This window comes from Paenibacillus sp. OAE614 (assembly GCF_040546645.1).
GTDB classification, from domain to species: Bacteria; Bacillota; Bacilli; order Paenibacillales; family Paenibacillaceae; genus Paenibacillus_AQ; species Paenibacillus_AQ favisporus.
On sequence record NZ_JBEPOD010000001.1, the window covers coordinates 2065390 to 2077969 of the forward strand.

At 56.9% G+C, this 12580-nt stretch carries 10 protein-coding genes; 7 read left to right on the forward strand and 3 right to left on the reverse strand.

Features of this window, described 5'->3' with window-relative positions; translation table 11 throughout:
* Window positions 1–256 precede the first annotated feature (256 nt).
* Together ABIE48_RS09940 and nagE are read left to right on the forward strand one after the other, a co-directional pair.
* A complete protein-coding gene (locus ABIE48_RS09940) occupies window positions 257–751 on the forward strand; it encodes a PTS sugar transporter subunit IIA (RefSeq protein WP_145021585.1) in 495 nt (164 codons plus the stop codon).
* A 32-nt stretch (window positions 752–783) separates the two neighbouring features.
* Window positions 784–2250 (forward strand): N-acetylglucosamine-specific PTS transporter subunit IIBC, encoded by a 1467-nt coding sequence (gene nagE / locus ABIE48_RS09945; RefSeq protein ID WP_145021583.1) that lies wholly within the window; start codon window positions 784–786, stop codon window positions 2248–2250.
* Between the two features lie 66 nt (window positions 2251–2316).
* Here nagE and ABIE48_RS09950 read toward each other — a convergent pair whose 3' ends face one another.
* Genes ABIE48_RS09950 through ABIE48_RS09960 form a run of 3 tightly spaced genes read right to left on the reverse strand, consistent with a single transcriptional unit; the run spans window position 2317 to window position 5205 of the window.
* Window positions 2317–2742: a cytidine deaminase gene (locus ABIE48_RS09950; RefSeq protein ID WP_145021581.1), complete on the reverse strand. Its 426-nt coding sequence runs from the start codon at window positions 2740–2742 to the stop codon at window positions 2317–2319.
* Between the two features lie 59 nt (window positions 2743–2801).
* Complete coding sequence (locus ABIE48_RS09955) at window positions 2802–4163, reverse strand: TrkH family potassium uptake protein (RefSeq protein ID WP_145021579.1); 1362 nt, start codon at window positions 4161–4163, stop codon at window positions 2802–2804.
* Window positions 4164–4200: 37 nt separating this feature from the next.
* Window positions 4201–5205: a LacI family DNA-binding transcriptional regulator gene (locus ABIE48_RS09960; RefSeq protein ID WP_145021577.1), complete on the reverse strand. Its 1005-nt coding sequence runs from the start codon at window positions 5203–5205 to the stop codon at window positions 4201–4203.
* A 367-nt stretch (window positions 5206–5572) separates the two neighbouring features.
* Here ABIE48_RS09960 and ABIE48_RS09965 point away from each other — a divergent pair, with 367 nt between their 5' ends.
* From ABIE48_RS09965 to ABIE48_RS09985, 5 genes are all read left to right on the forward strand, one after another.
* A complete protein-coding gene (locus tag ABIE48_RS09965) occupies window positions 5573–7363 on the forward strand; it encodes an L-fucose isomerase (protein WP_145021569.1) in 1791 nt (596 codons plus the stop codon).
* Window positions 7364–7390: 27 nt separating this feature from the next.
* Entirely contained in the window at window positions 7391–8887 is a 1497-nt protein-coding gene (locus tag ABIE48_RS09970) for a rhamnulokinase (protein WP_192714668.1), read from the forward strand.
* A 201-nt stretch (window positions 8888–9088) separates the two neighbouring features.
* On the forward strand, window positions 9089–9757 hold the full coding sequence (locus ABIE48_RS09975; protein WP_145021565.1) for a class II aldolase/adducin family protein: 669 nt from the start codon (window positions 9089–9091) through the stop codon (window positions 9755–9757).
* A gap of 413 nt (window positions 9758–10170) precedes the next feature.
* Window positions 10171–11898: a proline--tRNA ligase gene (locus ABIE48_RS09980; RefSeq protein WP_192715326.1), complete on the forward strand. Its 1728-nt coding sequence runs from the start codon at window positions 10171–10173 to the stop codon at window positions 11896–11898.
* 79 nt (window positions 11899–11977) lie between these two features.
* Window positions 11978–12541, forward strand: coding sequence for a GNAT family N-acetyltransferase (locus ABIE48_RS09985; protein ID WP_192714667.1), 564 nt, complete (start codon window positions 11978–11980; stop codon window positions 12539–12541).
* The last annotated feature ends 39 nt before the right edge of the window (window positions 12542–12580 follow it).

The window sequence follows — 12580 nt, forward strand, 5'->3', positions numbered from 1 at the left end:
CTGCGTGGAGTCTATTCTTGGCTTTTTTTGTTGGTCTTTTGGGGAGGAGTGTGTGGCATTGAAGGGAGCTCCCAACGTTTTGAAATCGCTTCCGTTTCAAAGGTTGTGTTCTCAGGCAGCTTCCAACCGCAAGCATATACCAGGTTCCCACATAGTTCATCTGTTCCTGGACATAATGGAAAAGATCCTTTTTTCATAGCCCGGATGATGACAACCGATCGGAGATTCACGCAGATTTCGTCAAGGAGGAATATTCATGTTTTCAAAATGGAAATCCAAAAAACAGCAAACGCTAGAGATTACGTCCCCGCTTACAGGTACGGCTGTACCGCTTGATCAGGTCCCGGATGAAGCTTTTGCAGGCGGACATATGGGCAAAGGACTCGCCATTGAGCCTGCCGACGGCAAGCTGATCGCTCCATTTGACGGCGTCGTGGCTCACGTGATCAAGTCCAAGCATGCGGTCATTGTAGAGCATGAGAACGGCCTGCAGTTCCTGTTTCATATCGGCATTAACACAGTAGGGCTGAAAGGCAGCGGATTTACAAGCCATGTCAACACGGGAGACAAGGTGAAGGCGGGACAAACGCTGATCGAATTCGACATCGAGGCGATTCGCACGGCAGGTCTGCCGACCGTCACGCCAGTCATTATCACGAACAGCGAAGACAAAGTGGAGCAGATGGAAACGAAGCTGGGGGCCGTAACCGCCGGACAGACCGAAATCCTGAGCGTTACGCTTAAATCCTAAAGCTACTTTCGACGAGAAAGGGATGACAGAACATGCTAGCATTTCTGCAAAAAATCGGGAAGTCGCTGATGCTTCCGGTAGCAACGCTGCCGGCGGCGGCGATTCTGATGCGTTTTGGCAACATCGACTATATTAAGGACTTCCACCTGGGCAACCAGGTGGGATGGTTCCTGAACCACTACATTGCACCGTTTCTGGATGCCGGCGGGTCGACGATCTTCGATAACCTGCCGCTCATCTTCGCCGTCGGGGTGGCTATCGGTCTGACGGGAGACGCCGTCGCCGCGCTCTCTGCCGTCATCGGTCACATTATTCTCTTAAAGGTGCTGGTTAAGGTGCCGCTTGCGTTTACGACCGTTATGGATAAAGGCGCGGAGCTTAACACAGGGGTTCTCGGAGGCATCATCGTCGGTCTGATTTCCGCCTTTTTATACAACCGTTTTCATAAAATCAAGCTGCCGGACTGGCTCGGATTTTTCGGCGGCAAACGCTTTGTGCCGATTATTACGTCCGTCACGATGGTATTCGTCGGCATCGTTCTCGGCCTCATCTGGGGGCCTGTCCAGGATGTGCTGGATACGTTCGGCCGCTGGATCGTCAGCCTCGGAGGAATCGGCAGTGCGGTATACTTGATCGCAAACCGACTGCTCGTTCCGTTCGGCCTGCACCATATTATTAACTCGATCGTCTGGTTCCAGATCGGTGATTATACCGACGCGGCAGGTAAGGTCGTTCACGGCGACCTGTACCGGTTCTTTGCGGGAGATAAATCCGCGGGCATGTTCATGACCGGTTTCTTCCCGATTATGATGTTTGGCCTGCCGGCAGCGGCACTAGCTATTATCCATACCGCCAAGAAGGAGAAGCGCAAGGCGGTGGCCTCGATCTTTATCGGTGCCGCAGTCGCTTCATTCCTGACAGGGATCACGGAACCGCTTGAATTTGCATTCATGTTCGTCGCTCCTGTACTATATGGTATACATGCAGTGCTGGCGGGGGTGGCCGGTTACGTGATGTATGCGCTGGGCGTGAAGCTCGGCTTCGGATTCTCGGCCGGTTTTATCGACTATGCGCTGAACTATCCGCTGTCCACCAAGCCACTGCTGCTCATTCCGGTAGGTCTGGTCTTCGCGGTCGTGTACTACGTCCTGTTCCGGGTGCTGATCGTGAAGCTCAACCTGAAAACGCCGGGTCGGGAGGATGATGTTCAGGTGGCGGACGAAGCAATAGAAGGCGGCGCAGCAGATGCGGGCGTTGCGGCATCGGACAGCAAGGCAGCCAGAGTGCTCGCAAATATCGGGGGCACGGACAACATCGAGAGTATCGATGCATGCATTACCCGTCTGCGTCTTGTCGTCAAAGACGAGTCGGTCGTCAACGATCAAGGACTGAAGCAGCTCGGCGCTTCCGGCGTCATGCGGCTCGGCAAAGGCGCCGTCCAGGTGGTGTTCGGACCGCAGTCCGAGGTGCTGAAGGATGAAATCCAGAAGCTGATGTAATGACGCCGGCGGTATGACAAAGAGGCTCCCCATGAAGGGGAGCCTCTTTTGGCATTCGGCAGTGCATCAGGACGTCGTCCATTTTTCTTTCAGATCGTCATAAGCAGTGCTCCAGTGATACGGCTGAATTTCCGCCAACGTTTTGAAAACGAGCTCGCCGCCCGGAACCGTGACGGCGCAATTCACGTCTGGACCCCAATAAAATAAACGTTCCTGGCACACCCCGCAAGGAGAGAGCACCTTGTACGGCGACATCTCATCATCCCGTGCCAAGCAGATGGAATGCGTTACCTTCTTGTTCAGCTTGTGGGCCTCCAATATAGCCCCCGTCTCCATACATAGATGAGTAGAGTCGTTGATGACTTCAGGAGCCACGCTGGTGAGGATCGTTCCGTCTATAAGCCGGACGGCTGCAGCGCCGCCCCAGCCTGTCGGATACCTTTTCCTGATCAGTTCAATAACTTCATCATACATTTGTTGCTCAATGCTCATATCGACAGCCTCATTTCAAAAAATTGCGATCCCCGCATAAGTTGAGACCCACAACGGGTTTAACCGATAATGATTTTCCCTTCCGGATGATTGTACGGCTCCTTCTTGTTGTCCCGGGTCAGCGCGTACGCAAGGGTAAGCGGACCCAATCGGCCCAGGTACATCAGGCAGATCACCCATACCTTGCCGAAGGGGCTGAGCTCGGTTGTCAGTCCCATGGAGATGCCTGTCGTGCCGAAGGCCGAAGCCGATTCAAACAGGATTGACATAAAATCATGGTCTTCCGTCACCGACAGCAGCATGGCAAACAGGATGATCAGCAGAATGGAAAGGAGCGTCAGCGTGATGGCTTTGTACACCACATCCTTGGCGATCCGTTTGCGGAACAGGACGACATCCTCCCGGCCGCGGATCATCGCATGCACGGCACCGAGGAGCAGCACAAACGTCGTAATCTTGATACCGCCACCGGTCGAGCCGGGAGCCGCGCCGATGAACATCAACAGGATCATGAAGAACTGCGTTGACTGGTGAAGGCTGCCGATATCGACCGTATTGACACCGCCGGAGCGGGTCGTCACCGATTGGAACAGCGAAGCCCAAATCTTGCCGCCTGTACTAAGCGGACCCAACGTATGCGGATTGTTGACCTCCATCAGGAAAATGACGAGGCCGCCGACGAAGACGAGCACCGCGGTCGCGCTGAGCACAACCTTGCTGTGCAGTGAGATCTTGCGGACCTTCGGGTATTCCAGCAGGTCTGACAGCACGATAAAGCCGATCCCGCCCAGAAAAATAAGCGCCATCAGGACGATATTCATATACGGGTCGCTCACGAAGGAGGCCATACCGCTGAACGGTCCCTGCACGCTTCCCATCAAATCGAATCCGGCGTTGTTAAACAGCGAGATGCTGTGATAGACACCGAAATAGACGGCCTTGCCCAGCGGCAGAGAAAGGGAGAAGACGTAATGGACCGCAAGCAGCAGTGCCCCCGCTACTTCGATCAGCAGGGAATACAGAATAACCTTCTTGACCAGACGGATTACGCCATCGATGGTGCCGTGGTTCAGCGCTTCCTGCAAAACAAGCCGCTCTCTCAGCGAAATCCGTTTATTCAGCACGAGCGCGATCAGCGTTGCCATCGTCATGAAGCCGATGCCGCCGACTTGGACCAATAGCAGAATGACGGTTTGTCCGAACACAGAAAAAGCCGTTCCCGTATCGACGACCGTAAGGCCGGTCACGCAGGCGGCTGAAGTTGCCGTGAACAGCGCGTTCAGGGGCCCGATCGAGATGCCGGTAGCCGAGGCTGCCGGCAGCGTCAGAAGCAGGGTCCCGGCAGCGATCATTATCAGAAACCCGAACACCAGAATTTTAGGGGGCGTGAGCAGCCGTTTGGACCAATGCCCCCGGGTCATGCTTTTTTGTAAAATGAAACTCACCTCTTGCTGTGACTTAGATAGGTTTGGCAGACGAGCGGATTACCAGCTCCGACGGCAGGATCACCTTGCGGGACTCCGGAACCGAGCTGCCCCGAATCCGCTCCACCAGCAGCTGGATGCCCATGGCGCCAAACTGGTAAGCCGGCTGTGCCGCAACCGTCAGAAACGGGTCCAGCGCCGACGAGAGATCGAGGTCGTCGAAGCAAACGACGGAGATGTCCTCCGGCACCCGGATGCCGCGCTCGCGCAGATCCCGGATGACACCGACCGCCAATACGTTGTTGGCCGCAAAAATCGCGGTCGGAGGGGAAGGCTGCTCGAGCAGCTGCTCCAGATGATCATCCGCATGGTAATCGCGGTAGTTCTGGTGGATGATGAGCGTCTCATCCAACGGGATGCCATGAAGGGCCAACGCCTCCGCGTATCCCTCATAACGGAGCCGGGCCGTGGAGACGTCGAGGGAGCCGTTGACAAGCGCGATGCGGCGATGGCCCAGCCCGATCAGGTAATCGACAAGCTTCCGGGCGCCTTCCTTGCTGTCCCCGCAGATCATATCCGACTCGATTCCGGGCACCGCCCGGTCCATAATGACGAACGGGATGTTGTGAGCCCGCAACTTCTCGAGATTTTTCAGCGACAGGTCCCCGGCCGGAGCAAACAGCACGCCGTCGACCCGCGTGGACAGGATCATGTCCACATAATCCTTTTCCTTCGCGTAATCCTCGTCGCTGTTGCCGAACAGAAGGCGGTAGCCGTACTGTTTGGCACCGTCTTCGGCACCGCGGGCCAGGCTCGTATAGAACGGGTTGGTGATGTCCGTGATGAGCAGGGACAGAATTTGGGTCTGCTGCAGGACAAGGCTCCGGGCATTTGAATTCGGTATGTAATTAAGCTCTTCCATCACTTTTTTGACTTTGCGGCGTGTCTCCTCACTGATCCGCCCGGTGTTGTTGATGACCTTGGAGACCGTCATGGCCGAGACGTTGGCCTTTTGCGCTATATCGTAAATCGTTACCAATGTAAACCCCTCTTTGCTGTATATTCTATCAGAACCGCCCGGATAAAAGAAAATACGGATTGACAGTAATCGCTTTCATTGTTATTTTAAAGTTACCGATAACTCATTATACATTTTTTTGAGCATTTGACCCAGCATCAATGCAGCAGATCCAATTCAAGCAATCATGCAAGGCGTTTTGTACCTGGAGCTTAGAACGATCTAAAGAGCGGACGAGGCAGCGGGACCGGCATGTATTGCATGCCGATTGACGTTTTTCATAGGAACGACGGATTGGAAGGCTGTATATTTTTTTATTTTAGGGTTACCGGTAACCCCAAACGTAAGCAATGAAAAATCATAAGAAGAGCTGAGGAGGAAACAAACGATGTCCAACCAGAACGAAAGATGGAAGCACGGGTTCCCCAAGATCGGCATCCGGCCGACGATCGACGGCAGACGGAAGGGGGTTCGGGAGTCCCTGGAGGATATGACCATGAATCTGGCGAAGTCGGTGGCTGCTTTTCTGGGCGAACAGCTTCGCTACCCTGACGGTTCCCCGGTAGAATGCGTCATTGCCGACACCTGCATCGGAGGCGTGGCGGAAGCGGCGGCTTGCGCCGACAAATTTGCCAAAGCCGGCGTAGGCGTATCCATCACCGTGACGCCGTGCTGGTGCTACGGTACTGAAACGATGGACATGGATCCTTCGATTCCGAAGGCGGTATGGGGATTCAACGGTACGGAAAGACCGGGAGCGGTCTATTTGGCCGCCGTATTGTCTGCCCATGCGCAGAAGGGACTTCCGGCGTTCGGCATCTACGGGCGTGACGTGCAGGATCTGAACGATCCTTCGATTCCTGCCGACGTGCAGGAGAAGCTGCTGCGTTTTGCCAGAGCCGGTCTGGCCGCTGCAACGATGAAGGGCAAATCCTACCTGGCCATCGGCTCGGTGTCGATGGGCATCGCCGGCTCGATGATCGATCCGGACTTCTTCCAGGAATATTTGGGCATGCGCAACGAGTATGTGGACATGTCGGAAATTACGCGGCGGATCGAAGAGGAGATTTACGATCCGGAAGAGTTCAAGCTGGCCATGACTTGGGTGAAGGAGAACTGCAATGAGGGGCCGGACAACAATCCTGAAGCGATCCGAACTTCGCGCGAGAAGAAGGATAAGGACTGGGAGACGGTTGTCAAAATGACGCAGATCGTACGCGACCTGATGGTGGGCAATCCGCGTCTGGCGGAGCTTGGCTTTGAAGAAGAGGCCATGGGCCATCACGCGATCGTGTCCGGCTTCCAGGGACAGCGGCAGTGGACGGACCACTTCCCGAACGGTGACTTCCATGAAGCGATTCTGAATTCCTCGTTCGACTGGAACGGCATCCGGGCGCCTTATTTGGTGGCCACCGAAAATGACAGCCTGAACGGCGTATCGATGCTCTTCGGATACCTGCTGACGAATACCGCCCAAATCTTTGCCGACGTCCGTACATACTGGAGTCCCGACGCGGTGAAGCGGGTGACCGGTCATGAGCTCGGCGGAGCCGCGGCGAACGGCCTCTTGCATTTGATTAACTCCGGACCGGCGGCGCTGGATGGTACCGGGGAGCAGATGAAGGACGGCGAGCCTGCCTTGAAGCCGTTCTGGGAAATTACGCAGGAGGACGCGGACAACTGCCTCAAAGCCACGTCCTGGCGCCCGGCAGCAGTGGAATATTTCCGCGGCGGCGGGTTCTCGTCCGACTTCCTGACGCGCGGCGGCATGCCGGTGACGATGTCCAGGCTGAACCTGGTCAAAGGGCTTGGTCCTGTCCTGCAAATTGCCGAAGGATATACGGTCGACCTGCCTGAGGAAGTGCATGACAAGCTGGATCAGCGGACCGACCCGACGTGGCCGACCACCTGGTTTGCCCCGAACCTGACGGGCGAGGGAGCGTTCAAGGACGTGTATTCCGTGATGGATCACTGGGGAGCCAACCACGGTGCAATCAGCTACGGCCATATCGGCGCGGACCTGATCACACTGGCTTCGATCCTCCGCATTCCGGTGAGCATGCACAACGTTGCAGAGGAGCAGGTTTTCCGTCCGAGAGCCTGGGGGCTGTTCGGAACAAGCGATCCGGAGGGAGCGGACTTCCGGGCCTGCCAAAACTTCGGACCGCTGTACAAGTAAGCATTTTCTACGGGCGAGGTGAGGCTAATGGGTTCGCAATCCTTACACATGCTGGCGGTGGATTTCGGGGCAAGCAGCGGACGCGCCGTGACGGGTGCATTCAATGGCCGAACGCTGACCGTAAATGAGGTGCATCGTTTCAGTAACGAACCGGTTCGTCTCGGGAACCATTTCCACTGGGATTTTCTGCGGCTGTTCCATGAGCTGAGGCAGGGCATTCACGCTTCCCGGCGGATGGCGGGCGGTGCCCCGGTATCGGTGGCGGTGGACACCTGGGGCGTTGATTACGGCTTGGTGGATGCCAAGGGGAGACTGGCCGGCAACCCTTATCATTATCGGGACCTGCGGACAGAGCAGGTCATGCCGGAAGTGTTCTCAGCGATTCCGGAAAATGAATTGTTCCGGATGACCGGCATCCGCTCCTCCTCGATCAACACGATTTATCAGCTGTATGCCGAGGAGAAGGTCCGCTCCGGCTATGGAGCGGGCGGGCTAAAAATGCTGATGATGCCGGATCTGTTTCATTACTATTTGTCTGGCGTCATGGCCAATGAATATACGATCGCCAGCACGAGCGGACTGCTCGATCCGCGCAGCCGTTCATGGCATAGCGGCATTCTGAACACGCTGTCCATTCCGGAATCGCTGTTCTCGGAGATCGTGATGCCGGGAACGATGCTGGGACAGCTGCGGCAGGACATCCGCGAGGAGCTGCAGGTGCCGGACATGGCGGTAATCGCCGCGGCGGGCCACGACACGGCGGCCGCGGTGGCGTCCGTTCCGGCGGGGGCTGCCCCGTATGCCTTCATCAGCTCCGGGACCTGGTCGCTGATGGGCATCGAGCTCGATCAGCCGGCGCTCAGCGGTTACAGCCGGGACAGCCTCTTCAGCAATGAAGGGGGAGCGGGCGGCAAAATCCGGCTGCTCAAGAACATCATGGGGCTGTGGCTGCTGCAGGAGTGCCGGCGCACGTGGGCGCTGGAAGGTACTCCGCTCACGTACGACGAGCTGACCGAGCTGGCGCTGTCGGCGCCGGAGAACGGCAGCTATATCGACGCTGCCGACGCCGTCTTCCTGCCGCCGGGCGGCATGCCGCAGCGGATCCACGAATACTGCCGGGACAGCGGGCAGAAGGTTCCGGAATCCCGCGCGGCCATCGTCCGCTGCATTGTCGAAAGCCTGGCGCTTCAATACCGCCAGACGCTGGACGAAATCGAGAAGCTCGCCGGAGAGCGGATGGAGCATATTCATATCGTCGGCGGCGGCATCCAGAACCGGCTGCTGTGCCAGCTGACGGCCAACGTTACCGGCCGTCCGGTGATTGCCGGGCCGGTGGAAGCCACGGCCATCGGCAATCTGATGATGCAGGCGCTGGCCCACGGCGAAGTAAAGAACCTTGCCGAGATCCGGCAGGTCGTTCTTGAGTCCTTTCCGCCGGAAACCTACCTGCCGGAGGAGGCGGCGATGTGGGAGGAACGCTATCAGCAGTACGTGAAGCTTTTTAAACGTCAAGAGACGGTATAAAGTACGTGTTCAAAAAGGTCGGTTTTCAGCACCGAGAAGATTGGATGAAGCTAGGGACTGAGGAGCAGAGCGTACGTGTGGGTACGTGAGCACCGGAAGGCCCGGCTGAATTCAAGATTCGATGCCGAATCAGCTTCCCGATTTACTTCGTGATCAAAAGCGGACTTTTTGAACAACCTCTATAAAGGAGAGTGGAGAGAAATGACTGTGCAGCTTGAACAGCAAGTCAGGGAAGAGTTGACCCGGTATGCCCGGAAAACGGTAGCCAAAGGGCTGGTAGTGGGACCGGGCGGGAACATTAGCGCGAAAGCGGGTAACATCATGCTGCTGTCTCCGAGCGGGTTTGCACTCGAAGACATTGAGCCGGAGCAGTGGATCCGGGTGGAGATCGACTCCGGCAAAGTGCTGGATCAAGAGGTGCGGCCGTCATCAGAGGTACTGATGCATCTGTTTGCCTACCGGGTGAATCCGGATATCCAGGCGATCGTGCATACCCATCCGGCCCACTGCATCGCGTTGACGCTGGTCTCGAAGGAGCTGCCGATGCTGTTCCCGGACCAGGCCGCGCTCGTCGGCGACATCGCCTTTGTGCCCTACGTGCTGCCGACGACCGATCTGCTGGCTAATGCGGTCGCGGAGAAAGTCGGGGATCACAACTCGATTTTGCTTGAAAATCATGGACTCGTGACGACCGGGAAAAATCTGCGCGAAGCGTACTACCGGACCGAGGTGGTGGAGGAAAGCGCGAAGGTATACCTCGCCGCCAAGGCGGTGGGCGAGCCGAAAGTGCTGACCGACGCCGAGTACAAAGAGATTCAATCGCTCGAAAGCGAAGCCTACCGGGTGCAGCTCCTGCAGAAAATGAAGTGATATCCGGCTCTTGACATAGGTCTTGATCATCCTGTAAAGTATGGAAAAAACAAACCATGGTTTGTCAAATTTCCAAAGCGATGATCAAGAGTAACAGTTCATGAGGACCGGCGTTTTCCAGAGAAGAAACCCCTGGCTGAAAGGTTTCCGCGCACGGACATGAGCTTCCCGTCTTGTAGCTGCCGTGATGAAAGAATCTGCAGGTTCGAGTATTCATGGCCGGGTGATCCCGTTATATTGCCAATTAAGGACTGCCATACATGCGGCGGTTGAATACAGGGTGGTACCACGAACACATTCGTCCCTTCAGGACGGATGTGTTTTTTGTTGTTTGAGATTGAGTTTGTGTTTGTCGCGAATATGTGCTGCATTAAAAGATACGAGGAGGCTGATCGGCGATGAGCCGTTATATTATCAAGCAAACGTCCCTGCTGATCCCAACGCTGCGCGAGGCTCCTGCCGAAGCGGAAGCGCGAAGCCACCAGCTGCTGCTCCGGGCGGGCTTTATCCGGCAGCTGGCTGCAGGGATTTACAGCTATCTGCCGCTTGGCTGGCGCGTGCTGCGCCGGATTCAGACAATCGTCCGCGAAGAAATGGACCAGGCCGGGTTCCAGGAGCTGCACCTGCCGGCCATGCAGCCGGCCGAGCTGTGGGAGCGCTCCGGACGGTACGGGGCCTACGGGGCGGAGCTGATCCGCCTGCAAGACAGGCATGAGCGCGAGTTTGTGCTCGGACCGACGCATGAGGAGGTCATCACGGCGCTTGCCGCGAGCGAGGTGAATACGTACCGCAAGCTCCCGCTTCACCTGTACCAAATCCAGACGAAGTTCCGGGATGAGCGGCGTCCGCGCTTCGGATTGCTCCGGGGGCGCGAGTTCCTGATGAAGGATGCGTATTCGTTTGACCGCAGCTGGGAGGAGCTGGACCGGACCTATCAGGCGGTCCGGGATGCTTACCGCCGCATCTTCACCCGCTGCGGCCTGAAGTTCAGCATGGTGGAAGCGGAGGCGGGAGCCATCGGCGGTGAAGGGGAAACGCATGAGTTCATGGCGCCCGCGGAAATCGGCGAGGATACGATCGTCAGCTGCCTGGCCTGCGGGTATGCGGCCAATCTGGAGAAGGCCACTGCTGCTGCTGCCGGAGAACGTTCGGCGGATGAAGCGGAACGCCAAGCTCCCGCCATCGAAAAAGTCGCCACGCCGAACACAAGGACGATCGAAGAAGTGAGCGCCTTCCTCGGGGTGCCGGCATCACATATTTTGAAGACAATGATTTATATGGCTGACGATAAGCCAGTCGCTGCCGTCGTACGGGGAGATCATGAAGTCAACGAGAATAAGCTGGCTGTGGCGATTGGGTGTGTGACGCTTGAACTCGCCGACCCGCAGGAGGTGCTGAAGGTGACGGGAGCGCCTCACGGTTATGCTGGACCTGTCGGCCTTGATATCCCTGTATATTTGGACCGCGATGCCGTGCTGCACGGCGGCGCGGTAACCGGAGCGGGAGAGGAACATATGCATCTGCGGAACGTGGTGCCGTTCCGGGATTTTCAGCCGGCGCATATCGGCGATTACCGCAGCGTGCAGGAGGGGGACCGCTGTCCGAACTGCGGGGAGACGCTGCATTTTGCCAAAGGCATTGAAATAGGCCACGTCTTCAAACTGGGCACCAAATACAGCAGCGTTCTTGATGCCAGTTATACGGACGAAGCTGGCCGGGAGCAGACGATGATCATGGGCTGTTATGGCATCGGCATTTCCCGTCTGCTTTCGGCAGTGGCCGAGCAATCGCCCGCGGAACAAGGGATGTGCTGGCCGCTCGGCATTGCTCCGTATCCCGTGCATCTGATTCCCGTCTCCGCCCAGGATCCGGATCAGGCTGCGGTTGTGGACCAGATTGCCAAGGAGCTTGCACGGCAGGGCGTGGAATGCCTCGTCGATGACCGGGAGGAGCGACCGGGCGTGAAGTTCAAGGATGCCGACTTGATCGGCCTGCCGCTTCGCATTGTAGTAGGCAAACGGGCCGGGGAGGGCATCGTTGAGTGGACAGACCGCAGGGCCGGTGGACGGACTGAGGTAGCGTGGCAGGAGGCTGCCCGGCTGGCTGCGGAAATTTGTTCCGCGTCGTGGGAAACTCTATAATAGAAGGGATTGTGCCTGCACACGGGAATGGAATTTCCTGGGCAGATTAACCCTATGTAATGCTATGATGGAGGAAGCTATGACAATCAGACCCGCAAAACGAGAAGACGCGCATCATACCGCCCGGCTGCTGTACGATGCGCTGCACGATGTTGCGCATCAATTAACCGGAGAGGACAGCGAGGAGGCCGTGCTGGCCGCGCTTGAAGCCTATTTTGCCGCCGAGGAAGGCCGCCTTAGCTATAAGCAGACGCTGGTGAAGGAACTGGATGAACGCCCGGTAGGCCTTGTGGTGGCATATGGAGGCGACCAGGCAGCGGAGCTGGACCGGCCCATCCTTGCGAGGCTGCGTACCATGAAGCAGAACGCGGATTTGCAGCTGGATAAGGAAGCGGACCTGGACGAATATTACATCGACACGCTTTCGGTCTCGCCGGAGTATGGCGGACGGGGGATCGGCACGTCCCTGATTCGGGCAGCCGAGGAACGGGCAAGTGCATACGGATACGCTAAAATCGCCATGGCGGTTGTAACGGATAACACGAAGGCCCATTCGCTGTACCTGAAGCTCGGATACCAAACCGACAAAAACATTATGATTAACGGCCATGTGTATTATCATATGGTCAAGCATTTGGGCTGAAGGCAGCCCGCGAAAAATGAACAGAAAAAGGACAGCCGG